27 protein-coding genes and 1 pseudogene are annotated in these 24,776 nt (G+C 72.1%); 16 read left to right on the top strand and 12 right to left on the bottom strand.

Annotation, left to right across the window (positions count from 1 at the left end):
- Window positions 1–207: 207 nt before the first annotated feature.
- Window positions 208–1,092: pseudogene (locus HYQ63_RS46145) on the top strand (LysR family transcriptional regulator); the annotation flags it as partial.
- 109 nt (window positions 1,093–1,201) lie between these two features.
- A complete protein-coding gene (locus tag HYQ63_RS34685; protein ID WP_179937705.1) occupies window positions 1,202–1,438 on the top strand; it encodes a hypothetical protein in 237 nt (78 codons plus the stop codon).
- Here the strand turns inward: HYQ63_RS34685 and HYQ63_RS34680 are convergent.
- Window positions 1,419–1,868, bottom strand: a complete 450-nt coding sequence (locus HYQ63_RS34680) for an ATP-binding protein (RefSeq protein WP_179937704.1) — start codon at window positions 1,866–1,868, stop codon at window positions 1,419–1,421. The two genes, HYQ63_RS34685 and HYQ63_RS34680, sit on opposite strands and share 20 nt — an antisense overlap.
- 168 nt (window positions 1,869–2,036) lie before the next feature.
- Here HYQ63_RS34680 and HYQ63_RS34675 point away from each other — a divergent pair, with 168 nt between their 5' ends.
- From HYQ63_RS34675 to HYQ63_RS34665, 3 genes are all read left to right on the top strand, one after another.
- Complete coding sequence (locus tag HYQ63_RS34675) at window positions 2,037–2,873, top strand: helix-turn-helix transcriptional regulator (protein WP_179937703.1); 837 nt, start codon at window positions 2,037–2,039, stop codon at window positions 2,871–2,873.
- Complete coding sequence (locus HYQ63_RS34670) at window positions 2,870–3,055, top strand: DUF397 domain-containing protein (RefSeq protein WP_179937702.1); 186 nt, start codon at window positions 2,870–2,872, stop codon at window positions 3,053–3,055. Before HYQ63_RS34675 ends, HYQ63_RS34670 begins: the two co-directional genes overlap by 4 nt.
- A gap of 125 nt (window positions 3,056–3,180) precedes the next feature.
- On the top strand, window positions 3,181–4,347 hold the full coding sequence (locus HYQ63_RS34665) for a Cmx/CmrA family chloramphenicol efflux MFS transporter (RefSeq protein WP_179937701.1): 1,167 nt from the start codon (window positions 3,181–3,183) through the stop codon (window positions 4,345–4,347).
- Here HYQ63_RS34665 and HYQ63_RS34660 read toward each other — a convergent pair.
- A complete protein-coding gene (locus tag HYQ63_RS34660) occupies window positions 4,328–4,876 on the bottom strand; it encodes a hypothetical protein (protein WP_257232329.1) in 549 nt (182 codons plus the stop codon). The genes HYQ63_RS34665 and HYQ63_RS34660 overlap by 20 nt on opposite strands.
- A 133-nt stretch (window positions 4,877–5,009) precedes the next feature.
- Between HYQ63_RS34660 and HYQ63_RS34655 the strand changes: the two genes are divergently transcribed.
- From HYQ63_RS34655 to HYQ63_RS34645, 3 genes are read left to right on the top strand one after another with little or no spacing between them, the layout of a single operon-like run.
- Complete coding sequence (locus HYQ63_RS34655; protein ID WP_179937700.1) at window positions 5,010–6,380, top strand: ferric reductase-like transmembrane domain-containing protein; 1,371 nt, start codon at window positions 5,010–5,012, stop codon at window positions 6,378–6,380.
- Between the two features lie 14 nt (window positions 6,381–6,394).
- Window positions 6,395–6,847, top strand: a complete 453-nt coding sequence (locus HYQ63_RS34650; protein ID WP_179937699.1) for an FMN-binding protein — start codon at window positions 6,395–6,397, stop codon at window positions 6,845–6,847.
- Window positions 6,844–7,644 carry an FAD:protein FMN transferase gene (locus HYQ63_RS34645; protein WP_257232328.1) on the top strand — a complete coding sequence of 267 codons (801 nt, stop codon included), beginning with the start codon at window positions 6,844–6,846 and terminating at the stop codon, window positions 7,642–7,644. Before HYQ63_RS34650 ends, HYQ63_RS34645 begins: the two co-directional genes overlap by 4 nt.
- A gap of 12 nt (window positions 7,645–7,656) precedes the next feature.
- Here HYQ63_RS34645 and HYQ63_RS34640 read toward each other — a convergent pair whose 3' ends face one another.
- The gene (locus HYQ63_RS34640; RefSeq protein ID WP_179937698.1) at window positions 7,657–8,043 is read right to left on the bottom strand and encodes a DUF488 domain-containing protein; all 387 of its coding nucleotides are present in this window, start codon (window positions 8,041–8,043) and stop codon (window positions 7,657–7,659) included.
- Window positions 8,044–8,094: 51 nt separating this feature from the next.
- On the opposite strand from HYQ63_RS34640, the gene HYQ63_RS34635 reads away from it, so the two are divergent.
- Both HYQ63_RS34635 and HYQ63_RS34630 read left to right on the top strand, forming a co-directional pair.
- Complete coding sequence (locus HYQ63_RS34635) at window positions 8,095–8,685, top strand: pyridoxamine 5'-phosphate oxidase family protein (protein WP_179937697.1); 591 nt, start codon at window positions 8,095–8,097, stop codon at window positions 8,683–8,685.
- 206 nt (window positions 8,686–8,891) lie between these two features.
- Window positions 8,892–9,785 (top strand): bile acid:sodium symporter family protein, encoded by an 894-nt coding sequence (locus HYQ63_RS34630; protein WP_373689227.1) that lies wholly within the window; start codon window positions 8,892–8,894, stop codon window positions 9,783–9,785.
- A gap of 301 nt (window positions 9,786–10,086) precedes the next feature.
- On the opposite strand, the gene HYQ63_RS34625 is transcribed toward HYQ63_RS34630, so the two are convergent.
- The 6 genes from HYQ63_RS34625 to HYQ63_RS34600 form a co-directional block, all read right to left on the bottom strand.
- Entirely contained in the window at window positions 10,087–10,659 is a 573-nt protein-coding gene (locus tag HYQ63_RS34625; protein WP_257232326.1) for an arginine repressor, read from the bottom strand.
- A gap of 19 nt (window positions 10,660–10,678) precedes the next feature.
- A complete protein-coding gene (locus HYQ63_RS34620) occupies window positions 10,679–11,881 on the bottom strand; it encodes an acetylornithine transaminase (protein ID WP_179937695.1) in 1,203 nt (400 codons plus the stop codon).
- On the bottom strand, window positions 11,878–12,822 hold the full coding sequence (gene argB / locus HYQ63_RS34615) for an acetylglutamate kinase (protein WP_179937694.1): 945 nt from the start codon (window positions 12,820–12,822) through the stop codon (window positions 11,878–11,880). Before argB ends, HYQ63_RS34620 begins: the two co-directional genes overlap by 4 nt.
- Entirely contained in the window at window positions 12,819–13,976 is a 1,158-nt protein-coding gene (argJ, locus tag HYQ63_RS34610) for a bifunctional glutamate N-acetyltransferase/amino-acid acetyltransferase ArgJ (protein ID WP_179937693.1), read from the bottom strand. The genes argB and argJ overlap by 4 nt, the downstream gene beginning before the upstream one ends.
- Window positions 13,973–15,001 (bottom strand): N-acetyl-gamma-glutamyl-phosphate reductase, encoded by a 1,029-nt coding sequence (argC, locus tag HYQ63_RS34605; RefSeq protein ID WP_179937692.1) that lies wholly within the window; start codon window positions 14,999–15,001, stop codon window positions 13,973–13,975. Before argC ends, argJ begins: the two co-directional genes overlap by 4 nt.
- An 89-nt stretch (window positions 15,002–15,090) precedes the next feature.
- Complete coding sequence (locus tag HYQ63_RS34600; protein ID WP_179937691.1) at window positions 15,091–16,080, bottom strand: YafY family protein; 990 nt, start codon at window positions 16,078–16,080, stop codon at window positions 15,091–15,093.
- Between the two features lie 108 nt (window positions 16,081–16,188).
- On the opposite strand from HYQ63_RS34600, the gene HYQ63_RS34595 reads away from it, so the two are divergent.
- The 4 genes from HYQ63_RS34595 to HYQ63_RS34580 all read left to right on the top strand — a co-directional run bounded on the left by HYQ63_RS34595 (window position 16,189) and on the right by HYQ63_RS34580 (window position 20,087).
- A complete protein-coding gene (locus HYQ63_RS34595) occupies window positions 16,189–17,724 on the top strand; it encodes an MFS transporter (protein WP_179937690.1) in 1,536 nt (511 codons plus the stop codon).
- Window positions 17,725–17,866: 142 nt separating this feature from the next.
- The gene (locus HYQ63_RS34590) at window positions 17,867–18,223 is read left to right on the top strand and encodes a YciI family protein (protein WP_179937689.1); all 357 of its coding nucleotides are present in this window, start codon (window positions 17,867–17,869) and stop codon (window positions 18,221–18,223) included.
- A 64-nt stretch (window positions 18,224–18,287) separates the two neighbouring features.
- On the top strand, window positions 18,288–19,523 hold the full coding sequence (locus HYQ63_RS34585) for an RNA polymerase sigma factor (RefSeq protein ID WP_179937688.1): 1,236 nt from the start codon (window positions 18,288–18,290) through the stop codon (window positions 19,521–19,523).
- Window positions 19,524–19,592: 69 nt separating this feature from the next.
- Window positions 19,593–20,087 (top strand): nucleoside deaminase, encoded by a 495-nt coding sequence (locus tag HYQ63_RS34580; protein WP_179937687.1) that lies wholly within the window; start codon window positions 19,593–19,595, stop codon window positions 20,085–20,087.
- 6 nt (window positions 20,088–20,093) lie between these two features.
- On the opposite strand, the gene HYQ63_RS34575 is transcribed toward HYQ63_RS34580, so the two are convergent.
- On the bottom strand, window positions 20,094–20,675 hold the full coding sequence (locus HYQ63_RS34575) for a histidine phosphatase family protein (RefSeq protein ID WP_179937686.1): 582 nt from the start codon (window positions 20,673–20,675) through the stop codon (window positions 20,094–20,096).
- 74 nt (window positions 20,676–20,749) lie between these two features.
- A complete protein-coding gene (locus tag HYQ63_RS34570) occupies window positions 20,750–22,195 on the bottom strand; it encodes a PLP-dependent aminotransferase family protein (protein WP_179937685.1) in 1,446 nt (481 codons plus the stop codon).
- On the opposite strand from HYQ63_RS34570, the gene HYQ63_RS34565 reads away from it, so the two are divergent.
- Both HYQ63_RS34565 and HYQ63_RS34560 read left to right on the top strand, forming a co-directional pair.
- Window positions 22,194–23,168 (top strand): DMT family transporter, encoded by a 975-nt coding sequence (locus HYQ63_RS34565; RefSeq protein ID WP_179937684.1) that lies wholly within the window; start codon window positions 22,194–22,196, stop codon window positions 23,166–23,168. The two genes, HYQ63_RS34570 and HYQ63_RS34565, sit on opposite strands and share 2 nt — an antisense overlap.
- A gap of 112 nt (window positions 23,169–23,280) precedes the next feature.
- Window positions 23,281–23,487: a DUF1918 domain-containing protein gene (locus HYQ63_RS34560; protein WP_009713813.1), complete on the top strand. Its 207-nt coding sequence runs from the start codon at window positions 23,281–23,283 to the stop codon at window positions 23,485–23,487.
- A gap of 27 nt (window positions 23,488–23,514) precedes the next feature.
- Here HYQ63_RS34560 and HYQ63_RS34555 read toward each other — a convergent pair whose 3' ends face one another.
- A complete protein-coding gene (locus HYQ63_RS34555) occupies window positions 23,515–24,750 on the bottom strand; it encodes a glycoside hydrolase family 10 protein (RefSeq protein WP_179937683.1) in 1,236 nt (411 codons plus the stop codon).
- Between the last annotated feature and the right edge of the window lie 26 nt (window positions 24,751–24,776).

Genomic DNA, 24,776 nt, shown 5'->3' with positions numbered 1-24,776 from the left:
ACCGCGCTGTGTCGCCTGAGTCTTGCGTGAAGAGGCACTGCATTCCCCGTGTGCTGTCGATTGCATGACAAACCTGGCGGGAGTGCACTGTGCGCAGGCACCAGCGCACGCCCGGGGGGTGGCGGTGTGAACATCCTCCGTTGGCCGGGGGCGCTCGGGGAAGACGATCACCATGCGAGTCCTGGCCGGATTGATAGCGTGACGGCTATGGCGGATACGAGGGGCACGAGCTACCCGGGCATACGCCAGCTGCGGCTTTTCCTGTTACTGGCCGAGGAGTTGCACTTCGGCCGCGCGGCACGGCGCGCCTACCTGGCCCAGCCGACGTTCTCGCGCCACATACGCGCGCTGGAGCGTCAGTTGGGAGCGGAGCTGGTGGACCGCACCACGCGCAGGACGGAACTCACCGACACCGGACGGGCTCTGCTGCCCCGGATACGTGAGGTGGTGGACGCGGCCGAGCGGCTGCGCACCTCAGCGCGGCATCATGCCGCCGCCGGGCGGATGGTGATCGGCTCCTTCGAGGCCGTCACCTCCATGGACCCCATACCCGCCATCATGGACGAACTCCACCGGCTCATACCGGACGTGGACGTTCAGGTCCTGCGGACCGGCTTCGACTACGCGACGGCGATCCTCCGCGGCGATGTGGATGCGTCGTTCGTCTTCCTCCCCGTACCCGAGGGCATCCAGACCTGCACCCTGGCCCGCGGTGCGCGGTGCGCGGTGATGTCCAGCAGCGACCCCCTGGTGTCCGAAGGACCGCTGCGACTCTCCGACCTGTCCGATCACGAGCACCTCGGCTTGAGTCCTGATATCCCCGCGGTGTGGCGGGACTTCTGGTCGGTCGACCCCCGCCCCGACGGCACCGCCGTGCGCTACAGCCCCCACGCGGTGACCGACTACGAGAGCGCGCTGGTTCTGATCGCCATGGGAAAGGGGATCCAGTTCCCGCCGGAGAGCGCCCGCTGGCTCTACCCACGCTCCGGCGTCGCCTATGTCGATGTCGTCGACCTCGAACCGTGGCGGATGGCCCTCGCCTGGCTGCCCAAGAATCGCGACAAGCCGACCGTCGCCGCACTCAGGCAAGCGACGCGCACCGTCCTGCGCCGACAGTCCGACTTATGCCCTGGTCGGCGCTGGTGCGGTGATGCCACCATGTTCCGGGGCGGGGGCGCTTCTGCGGACCGAGGGGGAGTCGGTGGCCGACAAGAAGAACCAGATGATCGTGCTCGGTGTGGTCGTGGTGGGGGTCCTGTGGATCAACGGCCGGGGCGACGTCGACACGGGCGACGGCAAGTCGCCCAACCCGCGCCAGACGGGGAAGTATCCCGTCCACTTCCAGAACGACGACGGGAAGAAGGACACCGGGAAGGACACCAAGAAGCCGGTGCCGCGCTCCACGGTGTCCTATCCGATCAAGTTCGACCGCAAATGAGGTCGGTCTCGGCCCAGACCGTCTTGCCCGGCCCCCGCCGCTCGGCCACGCCCCAGCGCGCGGCGAGGCCCGCGACCAGCAGCAGGCCCCGACCGGTCTCGGAGTCGGGCGGGGGTGCGGTCGGTGCGTCCTCGACCGGCGGCCGCCCCTCGGTACGGGTGTCCGCCACTTCGATGCGCAGCGTCGTGGCGGTGCGCGTCAGCCGGACCTCGAAGTCCCGGCCGGGGACGCGGCCGTGGGTGACGGCGTTGGCCGCCAGTTCGGCGACGATCGCGGCGACGAGATCGGACACCTCGCCGCGGTAGCGGAACCCCCACTCGTCCAGCTGCTGGAGCACCAGCAGCCGGGCGAGCCGGGCGCCACGGCGGGTGGAGCTGAAGCGATGAGTGAACTGGTCAGAAGTCGTTCGTGGATGCGCTGGGATTGGCATGGCGTCACCGTTCCGGCTCGGCGTATGACCGGACCAGATCGGCTTCTCGTACGCTGCGTCACTGTACGAGTACGCGTGGTGGACTGTACGAATAACGGACCGTGACCATGGCCGAGTTGGGCCGATAGTCAGGTTCAGTACGTACGGCACCACCGGAGGTGGCCGCAGATGGCGGACAACACGGGCAGCAGCAACAACGCACCGGAGTCCTCGGACAGCCTCAAGACGTTCGGGGCGGTCGTCAAGGTCTTCCGAGAACGAGCGGGCTACACCCAGGAGCAACTGGCCCCATTGCTCCGGTACTCGGTCCAGACCCTGGCCTCGATCGAGCAGGGTCGGCGCTTCCCGCAGCGGGAGTATGTGGAGCGGGCGGAGGACGTGCTCGAAGCGTTCGGGGTTCTGCGGGCGGCGGCGAAGTATCTGGTGCGGAAGCCGGGGTTGGCGGCGTGGTTCCGGCAGTGGGCCGCGCTGGAGGAGACGGCGATCAGCCTGTGTACGTACGAGTGCCGATTGATCCCGGGTTTGCTCCAGAACGATGCGTACGCCCATGCGGTGTTTCATAGCACCGTCCCACCGCTGACGGACGATGAGATCGCGACGCGGCTCGCCGCGCGTCACGATCGTCAACGCCTGCTCTGGGACAGGCCGAACACCGCGTTCAGCTTCATCTTCGAGCAGGCGCTACTGGACCGGCACACCGGCGGCACCGAGGTCACCAAGGCGCTCATCGACCACTTGCTGGAGTGCTCTGAGCTACGAAACGTCGAGATCCAGATCATCCCACTCGTCCAAGAAGCACACGCGGCGCTCGAAGGCCCCATGCAGCTTCTGGAAACACCTGACAACCAGTGGTTCGGCTACCTGGAAGGTCAGCGAAGCGGCCAGCTGATCACTGACCCGAAAGAGGTCAGCGTTCTTCAGATGCGGTATGCCAAACTGCGCTCACAGGCTCTCACCCCTGAGGACTCCGTGAGCCTGCTGAGGCAGATCCGAGGAGCGCTATGAGCACCGAGCTTGCCTGGTTCAAGAGCAGCTACTCCACTGGCGACGGTGACAGCTGCGTAGAGGTCGCCACCTGCCCGGAGAACACCGTCCACGTCCGGGACTCCAAGGACAAGCAGGGTCCCCAACTCGCCTTCTCGCCCACCGCATGGGCCGCGTTCGTCACGCACACGGCGAACCGCTAACCTAACCGCCATGTCCAGTCCAGAGGCATCCAGGCTCTAGCCACCGGTCGTTCGGTGGCGCCTTCATCACCGGGCTACCGGTCTCCGCATTCTCTCCGTCTTTCACGCCGGTGTGTGGAGTCTTCATGCCTTTTGCCATCTATGTGCTCGGACTGGCGGTCTTCGCCCAAGGCACATCCGAATTCATGCTGTCCGGCCTCGGGCCGGACATCGCCAGTGATCTGAACGTATCCATCCCCGCCGCGGGCGCGCTGACGTCGGCGTTCGCGGTGGGGATGATCGTGGGGGCGCCGCTGATGGCGGTCCTCAGTATGCGGTGGCCACAGCGCAGCGCGCTGCTGGTGTTTCTGACGGCCTTCATGGCCGTCCATGTCGTCGGCGCCGTCACCACCAGCTTTGCCGTGCTGCTGGCCACCCGGGTGCTCGGGGCGCTGGCCAACGCCGGGTTCCTGGCCGTGGGGCTCGCGGCGGCGACCGGGATGGTCGAGTCCAGTTCCAAGGGGCGGGCCACGTCCGCGTTGCTGGGCGGGGTCACGCTCGCGTGTGTCGCCGGGGTTCCGGCGGGTGCGCTGCTGGGGCAGGTCTGGGGGTGGCGTTCGGCGTTCTGGGCGGTGGCGCTCGTCTCCGTACCGGCCCTGTTCGCCATCGTGCGGTCGGTTCCGCGTACCGAAGCGGTGGAGGTGCCGAGCGCACGCGGTGAGCTGCGCGCGCTGCGCAGTCCCCGGCTGCTGGTGACGCTGGGTCTGGGGATGCTGGTGAACGCCGCGACGTTCTGCACGTTCACCTATCTGACGCCGCTCATCACGAACGTGAGCGGCTTCGGAGAGTCCTGGGTGCCTGCCGTGCTGGCGCTCTTCGGGCTCGGGTCGTTCGCCGGGGTGACCGTCGCCGGGCGGTGGTCCGACGCGCGGCCGATGCTGGTTCTGGTGCCGGGCGGGCTGGCCCTGCTCGTCGGCTGGTTGCTGCTGTCGGTGGGCGCGGACCGGCCGGGGGTGGCGGTCGTGCTGGTGCTCGTGCAGGGGATGCTGTCGTTCGGCGTCGGCTCCACGCTGATCACGCGGGCGCTGTACGCGGCGGCCGAAGCACCCGCGCTGGGCGGCTCGTTCGCGACCGCCGCCCTCAACGTGGGGGCGGCGGTCGGTCCCGCTCTGGGCGGGCTCACCTTGGGCGCGGGCCTCGGCTACCGTTCGCCGGTCTGGGTGAGCGCGCTGCTGGTGGCCCTGGCGTTCGCCGTGGCGGGGCTGGCAAGCGCGGCCCCGTCTGCGGCGCTCGCTAGCCGCCGCGGACGATGAGGAACAGGAACCAGAGGATGGGCAGCAGCGCCACGTACGCCGCGGGGCGCTGAAGCACGGACTTCCCGGGGTCGGGGCGCGTTCCGTACGGAACGGGTCCCGGCTCCGGGAGCTTGTTGAGCTTCCCGCGGACCACCAGGTTGCTGATGATCGTGTACGGGTTGAAGATCACCATCGAGAACGGGCTCCACCAGCCCTGCCACAGCGTGTTGGTCGTCGCCTCACGGCGCATCGCCGTGCCGCACGTACGGCAGTACGGTCCCTGCCACTTCTGGAACCGCATCATGATCAGCATGCCCACATGGCCGCGGATGGTGACCTCCGCCGCCGGATACGCCGCGCAGACCCGGCAGGCGGGCACCTGCGGCACCCCGGCCATCGGCTGGCCGTAATCGGACGGGTGCGGGTGCTGGCAGTAGTGGGGCTGCTGCTGCGGCTGACCGTACGGAGCGTGCGGTGTGGCGTACGGGTTCCCCTGGGGCGGCGCGGAGGCGTACGGATTCCCCTGCGGCTGGGGCGGCATCGACATGACGTTCCTAACCAAGAATGACGTGGTCAGCGATCATACGATCCCGAAACCTGCGAATTTCTTCGGCCTTTGAGTCATCCTCCGCTCCCGCCCGTACCCCTGTGCACCGGAGCCCATAGGAAGGGGACGGGCCGTGACGACGCTATTGAACAGCCGGGCCGGTCGACGGCTGGCCTTGCGCCAGATTCGGCCACGGCGCTCCCCCGCCGTGCCGCTGGTGCTGCTGAGCTGGGCAGGGGCGGCAGCGGTGCTGTCCCTGTGGTGGTTCAACACCCCGAACGTCACCGGCAACGCCGCCTGGCTGAACGGCGCCGGACGGCTCAGCGGGCTGCTCGCCGGGTACGTCCTGGCGCTGGTGGTGCTCCAGATGGCGCGGGTGCCCGCGCTGGAGCGGCGGGTGGGCTCGGACCGGGTGGCGCGGTGGCACGCCATGAGCGGGCGGTACGCGCTGTGCCTGATCCTCGCCCATGTCGGCCTGATCATCGCGGGGTACGCGACCCAGGGCGGCGTCTCGTTCGTCGAGCAGACCGAGACCATGGTGCTCACCTTCCCCGACATGCTCGAAGCGACGGTCGGCACGGTGACGCTCGTGGTGATCGGACTGATCTCGGCCGGGATGGTGCGCCGCAGGCTTCCGTACGAGGTCTGGTACTACCTGCATCTGCTCACCTACGCGGCCGTCTTCCTGACCTTCTGGCACCAGCTCAGCAACGGCGCCGAGTTCGTGGGCGACATGACGGCCCAGACCGCGTGGTACGTGCTGTACGGCGCGGTCAGCGCGCTGGCGATCTGGTACCGGCTGCTGGTGCCGCTGCGGCTGAACCTGCGGCACCGGATGAGGGTGGAGGCGGTCGTCCAGGAGGCGCCCGGGATCGTCTCGGTGCTGATCAAGGGGCGCAAGCTGCACCGGATCGGCGCGGAGGCGGGCCAGTTCTTCCGGTGGCGGTTCCTGGCTCCGGGGCTGCGGTGGGGTTCCCATCCGTACTCGCTGTCCGCCCCTCCCCGGCCCAATCTGCTGCGCATCACGGTGAAGGCGGTGGGCGGGCACAGCACCGGGCTCGCCGACCTGAAGCCCGGCACCCGGGTGTGGGCCGAGGGGCCGTACGGGGCGATGACCGCGTCCCGCCGCAGCCAGGGCAAGGTGCTGATGATCGCCGGTGGGGCGGGCATCACCCCCATCCGCGCCCTGTTCGAGACGCTGCCCGGCAAGGGCGGCGACCTGACCCTGCTCTACCGCGCCCGGACCGTCGAGGACCTGGCGCTGTGGGGCGAACTGAAGCAGATCGCGACCGAGCGGGACGCCCGGCTGCTGTACGCCGTCAACGGCCCCGACGGGGCCCGGCCGGAGATCAGCGCCGAGCGGCTGCGGGCGCTGCTGCCGGACATCGACGAGCACGACGTCTATCTGTGCGGGCCTCCGGGCCTGACCGAGCACGCGTACGAGGCGCTGCACGACGCGGGGGTCCCGGACCGCCGTATCCATCATGAATCCTTCGAGCTGTGACCTGAGGTGGAGCCATGAAGAGGAAGCATCCGCTGCGCCGTATCCTGCTGGGCACCGCCGCCACCGTCGCCGGTGTCGTGGCGCTGCTCGCGCTGAAGCAGCCGGCCGGCGGCCAGAACGTCGCCGGACCGCCCGCCGGGCAGGCGCCGCCGCCCGTCGCGGCCACCGCGCCCTCGGGGGCGGGTGGGGGCGGTGGGCAGACGCTCACCGGTGATGTCGTCGACACGCAGTACGGGCCGGTGCAGGTCAGCGTCACCATGAGCGGCGGGAAGATCACCGCCGCGCAGGCCGTCAAGACGCCGAACTCCGGGCCGCGCAGCGAACAGATCGCCAAGGACTCCATCCCCCAGCTCAACCAGCAGGCAGTGTCCGCCGCGAAGGTCGACACCGTGTCCGGTGCGACGTACACCAGCGAGGGCTACGCCAAGTCCCTCCAGAGCGCTCTCGACAAGGCGGGTACCAAATGACGTCCTACGACGAGTACGGCGAGCCCGAGCCGCTGCGCCATGTCGAACACGTCATGGGCACCGTCTTCTCCTTCGACCTGCGCGAAATCCACGACGCCGACCGGCCCCGGGTGCTGGCCGCGCTGGACGGGGCCGTGGTGGGGCTGCACCGGGTGGACGAGCTGTTCTCCACGTACCGCCAGGACAGCCAGATCAGCCGTCTCGGGCGCGAGGAGCTGACGCTGTCGCAGTGCGAGCCGGAGGTACGGGACGTACTGGAGCTGTGCGAGGAGTTCACGTACCGCAGCGACGGCTGGTTCACCCCGCACTACGCCGGGGGACGGCCCGATCCGACCGGCCTGGTCAAGGGGTGGGCCGTTGAGCGCGCCGCCCGGATGCTGGCCTCGGCGGGCGCCGGTTCGGTGTGCGTCAACGGCGGCGGCGACGTGCAGGTGCACGGCGGCCCGTGGCGGGTGGGCATCGCCGACCCGACGCGGCGCGGTGAGCTGCTCGCGGTGGTGGAGGCGCACGGCGAGCTGGCCATCGCCACCTCGGGCCCGGCCGAGCGCGGCTGCCACATCCTGGACCCGCACACCGGCCGCCCCCCGGCGGACGGCCTCGCCTCCGTGACGGTGGTCGGCACCAGCCTGACGGAGGCGGACGCCTGGGCGACGGCGGCCTGCGCGATGGGCGCCGAGCGCGCCCGCCCGTGGCTCCAGCGGCAGCCGGGCGCGGAGGCGTTCGTGGTGACGGCGGAGGGGACGACGTGGCAGACGAGCGGTTTCGCGCGTTTTTCGGCTGAGCTGTGTGTGTCGTGAGAGGCACGCTGTTCAGCGGTGGCCGCGTACCGCGTCGGCCAGGAGACCCGCGTGGCCGTGGCTCAGGTCCTTCACGGCCGTGAGGAGCGTGAGCGTGCCCTGCCCGGCCAGCTCGCGCAGATGGTCCACGGCCTCGCGGTGCTCCGGTTCGGTCAGCTCCGCGCGGTACCGGCGGGCGAACTCCGCGAACCGCTCCGGTTCGTGCCCGTACCAGCGTCGTAGCTCGGTGGAGGGAGCTGCGGCCTTGGCCCATTCGTCCAGACGGGCGTCGGCCTTCGCCAGGCCGCGCGGCCAGATCCGGTCCACCAGCACGCGGGTGCCGTCGTCCGGCTCCGGGGCGTCGTACACGCGGCGGACCCGGATCCCGGGGCGGGCCCGCCGACCGTTTTTGTCTGCCATGTCTCCATCGAACCATCCCTGTGGCCTCGACCTGGGCGGATAATGCGCCACATGGGCAAAGCGTACGAACGCATCGACGGCAGGCTTCGCACATTCATCGAACAGCAGAAGATCTTCTTCACGGCTACCGCGCCACTGGCCGGGGACGGCACTGTGAACCTGTCCCCGAAAGGGGTGGCTGGCTCGTTCGCCGTGCTCGACGAACTGACCGTGGCGTACCTGGACTTCTCCGGGAGCAACGCGGAGACCATCGCCCATCTGCGCGAAAACGGCCGCATCACGTTGATGTGGTGCGCTTTTGAGGGGTCGCCGAACATCGTGCGGGTGCATGGGCGGGGTGAGCCGGTGTTCCGCGACGACCCGCGCTTCGGGGAGCTGGTCAAGCACTTTCCCGCCGTCGATGTGCACGCGCACGGGCTGCGGGCCGTGATTGTGGTGACGGCCGAGCTGATCCGGGACACGTGCGGGTACGCGGTGCCCTTCATGGACTACCGCGAGGACCGCACGCTGCATGCCCAGCGGTTCCGGCGCGAGGACGACGAGGAGAAGCTGACCGCTTACTGCGAGCGGAAGGACCATGTCGCCAGCAGTCTGGACGGGCTGCCGGGGCTGCCGCTTCCGTTGCCGCCGCTGTCGTTGTAACGGCTTCCTTGTAGTGACCACATAACGAGACGGTCTTGCGGAACGGGGCTCCCTCGGCGTTCGATCGCGCGGTGCGATCCGAACCCAAGAGCCCCGCAACCGACTCCACGGCGTCCCCGTCGTCGTCGCCGTCGTCGTCGCCGTCGCCGGAGTCCGTTGCCGGGCCCGCCGACCGGGCGGCCCGGCGGGCCGTCACCGTCTTCCCCCTGCTCGTCCTCGCCGCCGGAGTGGCGGGCCTGAGCACCCCCGGCACCTTCACCGGCTGGGCGCCGCAGGTGCCGTACCTGCTCGGCGTGATCATGTTCTGCATGGGGCTGACCATGACCCCGCAGGACTTCACCGGTGTGCTGAAGCGACCCTGGGCGGTGGCGCTCGGGCTGGTCGCGCACTACGTGATCATGCCCGGTCTGGGGTGGCTCATCGCTCAGGGGCTCGGGCTGTCCCCGCAGTTGGCCGCCGGTGTCATCCTGGTCGGCTGCGCGCCGAGCGGGACGGCGTCGAACGTGGTGACGTATCTGGCGCGGGGTGATGTCGCCCTGTCCGTCTCGGTCGCCACCGTCTCCACGGTGCTCGCTCCGCTGGTCACCCCGCCGCTGACGCTGCTGCTGGCCGGGGAATTCCTGCCCGTGGACGCGGAGTCCATGGTCACCGACATCCTGAAGACGGTGCTGCTGCCGGTGGTGGGCGGACTGGTCGTACGGCTCGTGGCCGGGCGGCTGATCGTCCGGGTGCTGGGGGTGCTGCCGTGGCTGTCGGCCGTGACCATCGGGTTCATCGTGGCGGTGGTCGTCGCGGGCAGCGCGGAGGCGATCCGGTCCGCGGCGGCGCTGGTGCTGCTGGCCGTCGTGCTGCACAACGGGCTGGGGTTGGCGCTGGGGTATGCGGCGGGGAAGGTGGCCCGGCTGGGGGCGCCCGCGAGTCGGGCGATGGCCTTTGAGGTCGGCATGCAGAACTCTGGGCTTGCGGCTTCGTTGGCCGCGGCGCACTTCAGTCCGCTTGCGGCGCTTCCGGCGGCCGTGTTCTCCGTGTGGCACAACGTGTCGGGGGCGGTTGTGGCGGCGTGGATGGCACACCGGGGGCGTCGGGCGGAGGCGGAGTAGCCCCCACCCCGCCCCTCCCCGAAACCGGGGCTCCGCCCCGGCCCCCGCTGGGGCTCCGCCCCAGACCCCGTTGCGGGGGCTCCGCCCCCAGCACCCCCGCCGGGGCTCCGCCCCTGGACCCCGCTCCTCAAACGCCGGAGGGGCTAAGTGGTGTCCCCCAACGCCGGAGGGGCTGGATGTCGGACCCCGTTGTGGGCAATCGTTCCGCAGGGCGGAACGGGTGGGCACAACCCCGCCACCGGCCCGCACCCGGCGACGAAACCCCGAGGGGCAGCGCCCCAGCCCGCCCCCGCCCGGCAGCTCAGCGGGCCTTCTGGGCCAGGCGTAGGAGGTGGTCGGCCAGGGCCTGGCCGCCTGCTGGGTCGCGGCTGATGAGGAGCACCGTGTCGTCACCCGCGATCGAGCCGAGAATCACGTGCAGCTCCGCCGAGTCGATGGCCGAGGCCAGGAACTGGGCCGCGCCGGGTGGGGTGCGGAGGACGACGAGGTTGGCGGAGGCCTCGGCCGAGATGAGGAGTTCGGCCGCGAGGCGCGCCATGCGCGCCTCGCTGGCCGACTCGCCGAGCGGGGCGCGGGGGGTGCGGTCGCCGCCCTCGCTGGGGACCGCGTAGATCAGCTCACCGCCGGTGTTGCGGATCTTGACCGCGCCCAGTTCGTCCAGGTCGCGGGAGAGCGTCGCCTGGGTGACGGAGAGTCCGTCGTCGGCGAGGAGCTTCGCGAGCTGGCTCTGGGAGCGGACCGGCTGCCGGTTCAGGATGTCCACGATCCGGCGGTGGCGGGCGGTGCGGGTCTGCGGCACGGACGGTCCGTTGTGGTTCCCGTCGGCATCGTGTGCGGCGTGGTGCGCCGCGTCGGTGTGCTGCGCCTCGGTCATCGTCTCGTCAGTCTCCGGATCATCGTTCCCCTTGGCCCTCATGCGCGGCGTTCAGGACGGCCGTCAGGACGCCGGGCAGCTCCCGGAGGAGGGTGTCCACCTCGTCGTCGCCGACGACGAGCGGCGGCGCGAGGCGGACCACGTCCGGCCCGGTCGCGTTCACCAGGAGTCCCGCGTCCTGAGCCGCCTGCTGCACCTGCGGCGCGAGGGACTCTGTGAGCACGATACCGAGCAGCAGCCCCGCGCCACGGACGTGGCCGATCAGAGCGTGGTCGAGCGATTCGATTCCGTCACGCAGCCGCTCCCCCGCCCGCTTGACGCGGTCGAGGATTCCGTCGGCCTCGATGGTGTCGAGGACGGCGACGGCGGCGGCGCAGGAGACGGGGTTCCCGCCGAAGGTGGACCCGTGCTGACCTGGGGTCAGCAGGTCGGCGGCGGGGCCGAAGGCGAGGGTGGCGCCGATGGGGAGGCCGCCGCCGAGGCCCTTGGCGAGGGTGACGACGTCGGGCTCGACGCCCTGCGCCTGGTGCTCGAACCAGTGTCCGGTACGGCCGATTCCGGTCTGTACCTCGTCCACCACGAGCAGCGTGCCGGTGGCCCGGGTGATCTCGCGGGCGGCGGCCAGATAGCCCGCCGGGGGGACGATGACGCCGTTCTCGCCCTGGATGGGCTCCACGATGACCAGCGCGGTGTCGGTGGTGACGGCCGCGCGCAGCGCTTCCACGTCGCCGTACGGCACATGGGTGACGTCACCCGGCAGCGGAAGGAAAGGTTCCTGCTTGGCGGGCTGGCCGGTCAGGGCCAGGGCGCCCACGGTGCGGCCGTGGAAGCCGCCGGTGGTGGCGACCATATGAGTACGGCCGGTCCGCCGCCCGATCTTGAAGGCGGCCTCGACCGCCTCCGCGCCGGAGTTGGAGAAGTAGACCCGCCCGCTGCGGCCGAAGAGCTGGAGCAGCCGCTCCGCGAGCGCCACCGGGGGCTCGGCGACGAAGAGGTTCGAGACGTGGCCGAGCGTGGCGATCTGGTCGGATACGGCCCGTACGACGGAGGGGTGGGCGTGGCCGAGGGAGTTGACGGCGATACCGCTGACGAAGTCGAGGTATTCCTTGCCGTCCGCGTCCCACACCGTGGCGCCCTCGCCGTGGGTGAGCGGGACGCGCGGCGTGCCGTAGTTGTCCATCATCGCGCCCTGCCAGCGCTGCGTCAGCTCCGCGTTGCTCACTGGTTCTCCCCCTCGTGCTCCGCGTCCGGCACGACCATCGTGCCGATTCCCTCGTCCGTGAAGATCTCCAGCAGGATCGAGTGCTGCACCCGCCCGTCGATGACGCGCGCGTTGGTGACGCCGTTGCGTACGGCGTGCAGACAGCCCTGCATCTTGGGCACCATGCCGCTGGCCAGCTCCGGCAGCAGCTTCTCCAGCTCGCTCGCGCCGAGCTGGCTGATCACCTCGTCGCTGTGGGGCCAGTCCGCGTACAGGCCCTCGACGTCGGTGAGGACCATCAGCGTCTCGGCGCGCAGGGCGGCGGCGAGCGCGGCCGCCGCCGTGTCGGCGTTGACGTTGTAGACGTGGCCGTCGTCGGAGCTGCGCGCGATGGAGGAGACGACCGGGATGCGGCCGTCGTCCAGCAGCGCCTTGATGGCGCCGGTGTCGATGTCGGTGATCCGGCCGACCCGGCCGATGTCCACCTGTTCGCCGTCGACCTCGGCGAAGTGCTTGGTCGCGGACATCAGATGGGCGTCCTCGCCGGTCATGCCGACGGCGAGCGGGCCGTGCTGGTTGAGCAGCCCGACCAGCTCGCGCTGCACCTGCCCGGCCAGCACCATCCGTACGACGTCCATCGCGTCGTCGGTGGTGACCCTCAGGCCCGCCTTGAACTCGCTCACCAGGCCGTGCCGGTCGAGCTGCGCGCTGATCTGCGGGCCGCCGCCGTGGACGACGACCGGGCGCAGCCCGGCGTGCCGCAGGAAGACGACGTCCTGGGCGAAGGCGGCCTTCAGCTCGTCGTCCACCATGGCGTTGCCGCCGAACTTGATGACGACGGTCTTGCCGTGGTGCCGGGTCAGCCAGGGCAGCGCCTCGATGAGGATGCGGGCCTTGGGCTGGGCGGTGTGCTTGCGGGCGGTCGGCTGGTCCGCCTTCTGGGACGAATTCGGCTCGCTCATGAGGAGTACGCGCTGTTCTCGTGGACGTAGTCGGCGGTCAGGTCGTTGGCCCAGATGACGGCGGATTCGCCGCCGGCGGCCAGGTCGGCGGTGATGCGGACCTCGCGGTAGCGCATGTCGACCAGCTCGCGGTCCTCGCCGACCGAACCGTTCTTGCAGACCCACACGTCGTTGATGGCCACGTTGAGCTGGTCGGGCTCGAAGACGGCGGAGGTGGTGCCGATCGCGGACAGCACCCGGCCCCAGTTGGGGTCCTCGCCGTGGATGGCGCACTTGAGGAGGTTGTTACGGGCGATCGAGCGGCCCACCTCCACGGCGTCGTCCTCGGTGGCCGCGCCGACGACCTCGATGCGGATGTCCTTGGAGGCGCCCTCGGCGTCCCCGATCAGCTGCCGCGCGAGGTCAGCGCAGACGGTGCGGACCGCCTCGGCGAACGCGTCCGCGGCCGGGGTGACCCCGGAGGCGCCGGAGGCCAGCAGCAGCACGGTGTCGTTGGTGGACATGCAGCCGTCGGAGTCGATGCGGTCGAAGGTGGTGCGGGTGGCGTCGCGCAGCGCGGCGTCCAGCGCGGGGGCTTCGACATCGGCGTCGGTGGTGAGGACGACGAGCATGGTGGCCAGGCCGGGGGCCAGCATGCCCGCGCCCTTGGCCATGCCGCCGACGGTCCACGCCCCGTCGGGGCCCTGGGCGACGGCCGTCTTGTGCACGGTGTCGGTGGTCTTGATGGCGATGGCGGCCTTCTCGCCGCCGTGCTCGCTGAGGGCGGCGGCGGCCGTCTCGAGGCCGGACAGCAGGGGGTCCATGGGCAGCCGGAGGCCGATGAGCCCGGTGGAGGCGATGGCGACCTCGCCCGCGCTGTGCCCGAGGACCTCGGCGGCCTTCTCGGCGGTCGCGTGGGTGTCCTGGAAGCCGAGCGGGCCGGTGCAGGCGTTGGCGCCGCCGGAGTTGAGGACGACGGCGGAGACCTGGCCGCCCTTCAGCACCTGCTCGGACCAGAGCACCGGGGCGGCCTTGACGCGGTTGGAGGTGAAGACGCCCGCGGCGGCCAGCCGTGGTCCGTTGTTGACGACGAGAGCGAGATCGGGGTTCCCGTTCTCCTTGATCCCTGCCGCGACGCCGGAGGCGGTGAAGCCCTTGGCTGCCGTCACACTCATGGAGCGACTCCGATCGTGGAAAGTCCCAGCTCCTCGGGGAGGCCGAGGGCGATGTTCATGCTCTGGACCGCGCCGCCCGCGGTGCCCTTGGTGAGGTTGTCGATCGCGCTGATCACGATGACCCGGCCGGCCGCCTCGTCGTGGGCGACCTGGAGCAGGGCGGTGTTGGATCCGTACACGGCGGCGGTGGAGGGCCACTGGCCCTCCGGCAGCAGGTGGACAAACGGTTCGTCGCCCAGCGCCTTCTCGTACGCGGCCCGCAGCGCCCCCGCCGTCACGCCGGGCTTCGCCGGGGCGCTGCACGTGGCCAGGATGCCGCGGGACATGGGGGCGAGGGTCGGGGTGAACGAGACCGAGACCCGCTCGCCCGCGGCGGCCGACAGGTTCTGGATCATCTCCGGGGTGTGCCGGTGGCCGCCGCCCACGCCGTACGGGCTCATGGAGCCCATGACCTCGCTGCCCAGCAGATGCGGCTTGGGCGACTTGCCCGCGCCCGAGGTTCCGGTGGCGGCGACGATCACGGCCTCGGGTTCGACCAGCCCGGCCGCGTACGCCGGGAACAGCGCGAGCGAGACGGCGGTGGGGTAGCAACCGGGCACCGCGACGCGCTTGGACCCCACCAGCGCGGCGCGCGCCCCCGGCAGCTCGGGCAGGCCGTACGGCCAGGTACCGGCGTGCGGCGAGCCGTAGAACTTCTCCCAGTCGGCCGCGTCCTCCAGCCGGAAGTCCGCACCGCAGTCGATCACCAGCACCTGGTCGCCGAGCTGCTCGGCGACGGCGGCGGACTGCCCGTGCGGCAGCGCGAGGAAGACCACGTCATGCCCGGCCAGCGCCTCGGCCCCGGTCGGCGCCAGCACCCGGTCGGCCAGCGGGAGGAGGTGCGGCTGGAGGGCCGCGAGCGGCTGGCCCGCGTTGCTGTTGCCGGTCAGCGCGCCGATCTCGACCTCGGGGTGCGCGAGCAGCAGCCGCAGCACCTCACCGCCCGCGTATCCGCTCGCTCCCGCCACCGCTGCGCGTATCGCCATTGCCATCCTCCCTCACGGATGGCATGACTATACGATCGACGGCAGCTTTATGCAAAGAAGTTTCCGGACAGGCCCGGCGCCGGGGCGGCTCAGCCCTGCCGCTCGCCGGAGTAGAGGGCCGTGGTCTCGGCCGCGACGCGGGCCAGCTCCTCGCGCAGCTCCTCCGGGGAGAGAACCTCGACGTCGGCGCCGAAGGCGAGCAGGGGCCGGGCCGCGCCCAGGGAGCGGAAGCGCAAGCGGAACTCCACCCGCTCCGGGCCGCCGTCCGCTCCGGGGTCCGCTTCGGGCGGCGGCGGTGCGGTCAGATCGGCGTGGTAGATGCCCAGAAAGCGGCGCAGGGACGCCCGCCGGACGGCCACCACCACGTCCACCCCGGTGGGGAGGTCGTCGATCCGGCGGCGCAGGGTGTCCCACACGTCGGCCAGTTCCGCCCCCTCACGCCGCCGTACGGGTTCGTCGGCGACCGACGCCGCCAGGATGCGGTCGGCCCGGAACAGCTGGGGCTGGGCGCGGTGATCGGCCACCAGGTACCAGACGCCCGCCTTGTCGACCAGGCCGTACGGGTCGACGGTGTACGACGCCTCGCGGTCGTCGCGGCCGTGCCGGTAGCGCAGCCGCAGCCGCCGGTCGGTGAAGACGGCGTCCTGGAGCACCCCCAGGTCGGCCGCCGCCCGGGGCCCGCTGCGCCAGCGGACCGGGTCCACCAGGATGCGCCGCCGGGTCAGCGCGGCGGCGTCGCGGTGCGGCGGCGGCAGGGCGGCCATGACCTTGCGCAGCGCCGAGCCGATGGCCCGGCCGAGCCCCAGATCGGCGTGGGCCCGGTCGGCGACCAGGACGAACAGCGCCCGCGCCTCGTCGGCGGTCAGCCCCGTCACATCGGTGCGGTAGCCGGGCAGCAGGGCGATGCCGCCGTTGCGCCCGCGCTCGGCGTAGACGGGCACCCCGGCCGAGGAGAGGGCGTCGACGTCGCGGAAGATCGTGCGTACGGACACCTCCAGGCGCTCGGCCAGCTCGGTGGCGGGCACCCGTCCGCGGGTCTGCAACAGCAGCAGGATCGACAGCATCCGGTCGGATTTCATGGTCCGAGGATCGCTGAAAAACATGACGGCGGATGTCATGTATTGCCGGGAAGGTGGGCGCGCGGGCCGACGCAGGCCCGCGTTCAGCACACTTCTTGGAGACCTTCGATGTCCGCTGACACCACCACCGCCGCCGCCCCGGTGCGGCCGGAGACCGCCGGGAAATCGCCCGGGGGCGTGGGCCGCCATCTCGGCCTGGCCCTGTTCGTGATCGCCGCGGCGCAGCTGATGGTGGTCCTCGACGCCACGATCACCAACATCGCCCTGCCCAGCATCCAGACCGATCTGACGGTGTCCGACGGCAACCTGGCGTGGATCGTCAACGCGTATGCGCTGGCCTTCGGCGGGCTGCTGCTGCTCGGCGGCCGGGCCGGGGACCTGTTCGGGCGGCGGCGGATGTTCCGTACCGGGATCGTCGTCTTCACGCTGGCCTCGGTGCTGGGCGGGCTGGCCCCGGGCGAGGGGCTGCTGATCGGCGCCCGGGTGCTCCAGGGCGTGGGCGCCGCGATGGCGGCCCCCAGCGCGCTGGCCCTGATCACCACGACGTTCCCGGCGGGCAAGGCGCGCAACACGGCGATGGGCGTGTACGCGGCCATGGGCGGGGTCGGCGCCACGGTCGGGCTGCTGCTGGGCGGCACGCTCACCGATGTCCTCGACTGGCGCTGGGTGTTCTTCGTCAACATTCCGATCGGGCTGGCCGTCCTCGCCGGAACCCGGACCCTGGTGGAGGCCGACCGCACCCCCGGACGGCTGGACGTCCCCGGCGCGATCACCGGCACGGGCGGGCTGATCGCCCTGGTCTACGGCATCACCCGCGGCGGCGACCACGGCTGGACCGATGGCCTCACCCTCGGCTCCTTCGCCGCGGCGGCCGTGCTGCTGGTGACGTTCCTGCTGGTCCAGGCCCGGGCCGGGCACCCGATGATGCCGCTGCGGCTGTTCCGGGACCGCAACCGGTGGGGCGCTTACGCCACCATGCTGTGCATCGGCGCGGGCATGTTCGCCACCTTCTACTTCCTGACGCTCTACATGCAGCTGATCCTGGGCTACACCCCGGTGCGGACCGGCTTCGCGTATCTCCCCTTCAGCTTCGGCATGGCCATGGCCGCAGGGCTGAGCTCCAAGCTGGTCGCCCACCTCGCCCCGCGGCTGATAGCCGGGCCGGGCCTGGCGGTCGCGGCGGCGGGCATGGTCTGGTTCTCCACCCTGGAGCCGGACTCGTCGTACGCGGGCCATCTGATGCCCGCGATGTTCGTCACCGCTCTGGGTCTCGGCATGGGCTTCGTCCCGATGACGCTGGGCGCGGTCAGCGGGGTGCGGCACGAGGACACCGGCATCGCCTCCGCGCTGCTGAACACCGCGCAGCAGGTCGGCGGCGCGCTCGGGCTCGCGGTCATGTCGACCCTCTCCACCTCGGCGGCGACCGACCGGCTGCCCGGGGCGGCCGCCGCCCTCTACCGGGGGCTGGCCACGAAGGACGCCGCCCTGGTGGCGAGGGCCGGTGAGGCGCTGACCCACGGCTACACCCGGGCCTTCGCCGCCGCGGCCGTCATGTTCCTGGCCGGTCTCGCGGTCACCGCGATCGCCATCAACGCCCGGAAGCAGCAGCCCACCGAGGACGCGGGCGCCGTGCACATGGGCTGACGGCACCCGTTGTCCCGCTCGCCGTGCTCCCCGGAAAAATTCCCCGAAGAATTTTCCGGGGAGCTGTCGATCCGGGCGTCTCCCGTTCGACGCAAGGGTGAGCGGCGGGGAACGGCCCCGCCCCGGCGACCGAGGAGTCACCATGCCGCGCTTTCTGACCCTGATCCGCATCGACGAGAAGAACGCCCCCGCCGAGGGCCCCAGCCCCGAGCTGATGGAGCGCATGGGCGCGCTGCTGGAGGAGATCACCAAGGCGGGCGTCATGCTCGACACGGCCGGGCTCAAGCCCACCTCCGAGGGCACCCGGGTCACCTGGTCCGGCGGCAAGCTCAGCTACACCGACGGGCCGTTCACCGAGAGCAAGGAGGTCATCGGGGGCTACTCCCTCATCCAGGCCAAGGACAAGGCCGAGGCGGTGGAGTGGACGAAGCGGTTCCTGGAGACCCACGAGGACTACTGGACCATCACCGCCGAGGTCCGCGAGATCGAAGAGGGCTGACCCGGACCACGGACTGATCGGTTCCGCTTGCCGCACCACCGGGCGGCTGCTCTGATGGGTGGCCGTGACGGCAGCAAACGCGACCGAAGCGACCCAGACGGTCGAAGCGGTCTTCAGGATCGAATCCGCGCGCGTCATCGCAGGTGTCGCCCGCATCGTGCGGGACGTCGGCATCGCGGAGGAACTCGCGCAGGATGCCCTGATCGCCGCGCTGGAGCAGTGGCCGGAGTCGGGCGTCCCGGACAAGCCGGGAGCCTGGCTCATGGCCACCGCCAAGCACCGCGCGATCGACCTCGTACGCCGCAAGGAGACGTACGCGCGCAAGCTGGCCGAGGTCGGGCGGGCCCTGGAGGACGTGCCGCCGCCCCCTCCCGCGGACCCCGACGATATCGATGACGACCTGCTGCGGCTCATCTTCACCGCCTGCCATCCGGTGCTGTCGCCGGAGGCCCGGATCGCCCTGACCCTGCGGCTGCTGGGCGGGCTGACCACGGAGGAGATCGCCCGCGCGTTCCTGGCCTCGGACGCGGCCGTCGCCCAGCGGATCGTCCGCGCGAAACGGTCGCTGGCCAAGGCCCGGGTGCCCTTCGAGGTGCCGTACAGGGAGGACCGGGCCGCCCGGCTCTCCTCCGTCCTGGAGGTCATCTACCTGATCTTCAACGAGGGCTACTCCGCGACCGCCGGGGACGATCTGGTGCGCCCGGCCCTGTGCGAGGACGCGCTGCGGCTGGCCCGGGTGCTGGCGGGGCTGATGCCCAAGGAGCCCGAGGTGCACGGGCTGGCCGCGCTCCTGGAGTTCCAGGCCTCCCGCATCCCGGCCCGCACCGGGCCGGACGGCGCGCCGGTGCTGCTCGCCGACCAGAACCGGGCCAAGTGGAACCGGTTGCTGATCCACCGCGGCGTCGAGGCCCTGCACCGCGCGGGCCACGGCCCGTACGCCCTCCAGGCCGCGATCGCCGCGTGCCACGCACGGGCGGTGCGCTACGAGGACACCGACTGGACGACCATCGCCACCCTCTACGACCGGCTGGCCGGGCTGACCCCGTCCCCGGTGGTGGAGCTGAACCGGGCGGTCGCCGTCTCGATGGCGGAGGGCCCCGCGGCCGGTCTCGAACTGGTCGACGCCCTGGTGGCGGACCCCGCGCTGCGTGACTACCACCTGCTGCCGAGCGTCCGCGGCGATCTGCTGGAACGTCTGGGGCGGCGGGAGGAGGCCCGCGCGGAGTTCGAGCGCGCCGCCTCCCTGACCCGCAACGCCCCCGAGCGGCGACTGCTGCGGGAGAGGGCCGAGCGGGTCTGAGGATCCGTCGGCGCCCACGGACGGGAACCGATTACGATGCGGGCCCTGATCACCACCGGGGGAGGCATCGTGACGACTGACGGCACCGCGACCGACGACGATCTGCGGCATCTGCGCCGCTGTGTGGAGCTGGCGACCGAGGCCCTGGAGGCGGGCGACGAACCCTTCGGCTCGGTGCTGGTCGCCGCCGACGGGACCGTCCTCGCCGAGGACCACAACCGGGTGGCGGGCGGCGACCACACCCGCCATCCGGAATTCGCCCTGGCCCGCTGGGCGGCGGCGCGGCTGACCCCCGCGGAGCGGGCCGCGGCCACCGTCTACACCTCGGGCGAGCACTGCCCGATGTGCGCGGCCGCGCACGGCTGGGTCGGGCTCGGCCGCATCGTGTACGCCAGCTCGTCGGAGCAGCTGTCGGGCTGGCTCGCCGACCTCGGTGTGCCCGCGCCACCGGTACGGACCCTGCCGATCCGCGAGGTCGTGCCCGGCGCGGTGGTGGAGGGCCCGTACCCCGCCCTCGCCGAGGAGGTCCGTACGCTGCACCACCGCTTCCACGGCGCGGCCTGACCGTGGTCAGCGCGGCGCGTCGCCCTCCACCCGCAGTCGCCACTGCCCGGCGCGGCCGGTGAGGGTGACGGTGGACAGTGGGGTCACGTCGACGTTCCAGTAGCAGTGCGGCGGCGCCTTGATGGCGTACATCAGGGCGGCGCGTATCACCCCGGGGTCGGCGACCGCGAGCATCTTGACGTGCTCCTCGACCGGCCGGGTGTCCAGCCAGCCGCCGACCCGGGTGATGAACGCCAGCAGCGATTCGCCGCCGTGCGGCGCCGAGCGGGGGTCGGCGAGCCACACGTCGACCGAGCGCGGCTCGCGCGCCATCACATCGGCGAGGGTACGGCCGCCCCAGCGGCCCATGTCCCAGTCGCGCAGGGCGAGTTGGACCAGCGGGGTGAAGCCGAGCGCGAGGCCGGTCTCCCGGCTGCGCGGCGACGGCGAACAGTAGCGCAGCTCGGCCGCGGCCAGCGGCAGCAGGACGGGCGCGGCGCGCTCGGCGGCGCGGCGGCCCGCCGGATCCAGCGGCCGGTCGTCGCCGAAGCGTTCCCCGAGCCGCGAAGAGGTCGCGGCGGCGGCGACCAGCGTCAGCCGAAACGTCATTCGCGCATCGTACGGTTCGCCGGGCCCCCGGGGTGGGCTCCTGCGGGAGAAGGGGGGCGGTCCGGGGCGGCGCCCTACCCCAGCACCTCGTCGCACGCGGTACGCAGCCGCCGGGCGCCCTCGGCGAGTTCACCGGTGCCCGCGACCGATGCGAAGCTCAGCCGGACGTGCGGGGCGGGCGGCTCCGCGCTGAAGTACGGGCGGCCGGGGGCCACCGCGACCCCGGCGCGCAGCGCCGCGGAGGCGAGCGCGGCCTCGTCGGTGCCGTGCGGCAGGCGCAGCCACAGGTGGTAGCCGCCGGGCGGCACATGGGGCGGGGGCAGCTCGGGAAGCTCCCGCCGCACCGCCGTGACCAGCGCCTCGCGGCGGGTGCGCAGCTCGGCGGCGACGGTCCGCAGATGGCGCGGCCAGGAGGGCGCGCCGACCAGTTCCAGCGCGGCTTCCTGGAGCGGGCGCGGGACGAAGAAGCTGTCCACGACCTGGATCGCGCGCAGCCGCTCCAGCGCCGGACCGCGGGCGGCGAGCGCGCCCACCCGGAGGCTGGGCGAGGTGACCTTGGTGAGGGAGCAGACGTGGACCACCACCCCGTCGGGGTCGTCCGCGGCGAGGGCCGCGGGCAGCGGGGGCGCGTCCTCGTGGACGAGGTAGCGCGCGAAGTCGTCCTCGATCACGAACGCGCCCGCCTCGCGCGCGATCCGGATCACCTCACGGCGCCGTTCGACGGAGAGCACCGCGCCGGTCGGGTTCTGGAACAGCGGCTGGCAGACGACGACGCGGGCGCCGCCCGCCCGCAGCGCCTCGGCGAGCAGATCGGTGCGGATGCCGTCGGCGTCGGCCGGGACGGGGACCGGGCGCAGCCCGGAGGCGCGGGCGGCGGCGAGCATGCCGGGGTACGTGGGCGATTCGACCAGGACGGGCGCGCCGGGCGGGGCGAGGGCGCGCAGCGCGCAGGTCAGCGCGGACTGGCCGCCCGCGGTGACCAGGACGTCGGCGGCGGCGACGGCACCGCCGCGGCCGCCGATCTCGTGGGCGAACCAGGCGCGCAGCTCGGGAAGGCCCTCCATCGGCGGGCGGCCCCAGGCGCCGGGCCGCCGCCCGGCCCGGGCCAGGGCGGCGGCCATGGCGCGCTCGGGCTGGAGCGAGGGGTGCAGATAGCCGGCGTTCAGCTCCAGGATGCCGGGCGGCGGGGCGGCGAGGGTGGCCAGGACGCCCGAGGCGTCGACCGAGCGCGGGACCGATTCGCCGGGCGTCTCGACGCTCAGCGCGACCTCCTGCCAGGAGGTGTCCCCGGCGCGTGGCGCCTCGACCCTCGGCGCCGCACGGAAGGCACCGGCGCCGGGCCGGGTGACGACGAGCCCCTCGGCGGCGAGCGCGGCGAGGGCGCGGGAGACGGTGACCGGACTCACCCGGTGGCGTTCGACCAGGGCACGACTGGACGGCAGCTTCTCACCGGGAGAGTAGCGGTTCAGATCCCGACGCAGGGATTCGACCAGTTCGGCGACACTGCTACGCTCTTGCATGAGAGCACAGGATAGCGCTACTGCCGACGACACGATAGCGGTGAGCGGTGCCGCCGGCCCCCGGCCGGACGCCCCCGCCGCCACCGCCACGCCCGCCGCCACCGCGGCCGATTCCCACGGCACCGCCCGCAGCGGAACGCTGCTGGCCGCCCTCGGGGTGGTCGCCTTCTCCCTCACCTTCCCCGGCACCGCCTGGGCGCTGGAGGGGCTCGGCCCCTGGTCGGTGACCACCTGCCGGATGGTGCTCGCGGCGCTGGTGGCCGGGGGCGCGCTGGCGGCGCGGCGCGTGGCGCCGCCGCAGCGGCGCCACTGGCCCGGACTGCTGGTGGTCGCGTCCGGGGTGGTCATCGGGTTTCCCCTGCTGACCACGCTCGCGCTCCAGACCTCCACCACCTCGCACGCCGCCGTGGTCGTCGGGCTGCTGCCGCTCACCACGGCCGTGTTCTCCGCCGTGCGCACCGGCGCACGGCCCTCGCGCAGGTTCTGGGCGGCGGCGCTCGCCGGGGCCGCGGTGGTGATCGGCTTCGCGGTGCAGCAGAGCGGCGGCGCACCGACCACCGGCGACCTGTATCTGTTCGGCGCGCTGCTGGTGTGCGCGGCGGGCTACGCCGAGGGCGGGCGGCTGGCCCGCACCATGCCGGGCTGGCAGGTGATCGGCTGGGCACTGGTGGCCTGTGTCCCGGTGGCCGTCCCGGGCGCGGCGATCGCGCTGTCCGCCGAGGACGTGCAGCTGGGCGGCCACGCCGTGGCCGGGCTGCTGTGGCTGGCGGTGGGCTCGCAGTTCGTGGGTCTTGTGGTCTGGTACCGCGGCATGGCCGCCATCGGCGTGGCCCGGGCCAGCCAGCTCCAGCTGGCCCAGCCGCTGCTGACCCTGGTGTGGTCGGTGCTGCTGCTCGGCGAACACATCGGCCCCGCCGCACCGATCGCCGCCGTCGCGGTCCTGGTGTGCATCGGGGTGACGCAACGGGGGTGAAGGCCGACCGATGCGGCGAAACCCGGGGGGCGCGATCCGGGTGGAGCGGCCATAGACTGGCCACAGGGATCGCATTGCCCTCCGGGTAGCCGCACTACAGGAGGTCACGCAGATGGAGGCGACCGTAGGCGACAAGCTGCTGGTGCACGGCAGGGTTGTCGGAGTTCACGACCGGACCGCAGAGATCATCGAAGTGCTCGGGGACCACGGTGAACCGCCGTACCGCGTCCGTTACGAGGACGACGGTCATGAATGCCTGTTCTCCCCGGGGCCCGACTCGGTCGTACGTCACCTGCCCGCCGGACAGCGGCCGCGGTAGCGGTAGCGGCGCGGCCGCGGGCCGGGCTCAGCGGGGCGGACGTACCCGGCACGGATAGTGGTCGGCGACCACGCGCGCCATGGCGCCGTTGCGGTCGGCGGCCACTTCCTTCGCCGAGAAGTACACGTTCCCCCGCACCTGCGGGTGGTCCGCGCACAGGGTGAGGTGCCGGGACAGCTCCGCCGGGTCCTGCCAGGGCGCGGGCTGCGCCGGATCGCCCGCCTTGTACAGCGCCTCGCCGATGTAGAGGTCGACCCCGGTGCCCCGCACCAGCTCCGCCCACCAGGGCACGAGCTTGGCGTAGTCGGCGGCCGCGAAGCCGATGTTCCAGTACACCTGCGGAACGATGTAGTCGATCCAGCCCTCCCGTACCCAGCGCCGGGTGTCCGCGTACAAGTCGTCGTACGTCTGCACCCCGGCCCGGGTGTCGGAACCGAGCGGGTCGGTGGCGCGGTTGCGCCACACGGCGAAGGGGCTGATGCCGAACCGCACGCCCCGCTTCAGCCGCTTGATACGTGCGCCGGTCTCCCGCACCAGCAGGTCGATGTTGTTCCGCCGCCACGCGGCCCGGTCGGGGAAGCCCGCGCCGTGGCGCGCGTACGCCGCGTCGTCGTCGAAGACCTGGCCCGCCACCGGATACGGGTAGAAGTAGTCGTCCCAGTGGACGGCGTCGATGTCGTAGCGCGCGACGGCGTGCAGCATCGCGTCCTGGACGAAGCGGCGGACCTCGGGCAGGCCGGGGTTGTAGTAGAGCTTGCCGCCGTAGGGCACGACCCACTCGGGGTGCAGCCGGGCCGGGTGGGTGGGGAGCAGCCTGGTGGGGTCGGCGTGGTTCGCGATGCGGTACGGGTTGAACCAGGCGTGCAGCTCCAGCCCGCGCCGGTGGGCCTCGCGCACGGCGGTGCCCAGCGGATCCCAGCCCGGGTCCTGGCCCTGCACCCCGGTCAGCCACCCGGACCAGGGCTCGTACGGGGACGGCCACAGCGCGTCGGCGGTGGGGCGGACCTGGAAGACGACCGCGTTGAGCCGACGCTGGACGGCGGTGTCGAGGAAGGCGAGCAGGGAGGCCCGCTGTTCGGCGGCGGGGAGGCCGGGGCGCGCGGGCCAGTCGCGGTTCGCGACCGTGGCCAGCCACATCCCGCGGAACTCACGTCCAGGCCCCCGCTCGTCCGCCGCCGCCTCGCCCGGCCAGGCGGCCGCGGCCAGCCCCCCGGCGGCCGCGGCCGTCAGACTTCGCCGTGTGATGCCCGTGATCCGACCCATGCTCACTCCTCACTCAGGCGCAACTC

It is taken from the genome of Streptomyces sp. Rer75, assembly GCF_013414305.1.
GTDB classification, from domain to species: Bacteria; Actinomycetota; Actinomycetes; order Streptomycetales; family Streptomycetaceae; genus Streptomyces; species Streptomyces himastatinicus.
Note: the sequence above shows the minus strand (reverse complement) of the source record. Positions and strands in the feature narration are given on the sequence as shown.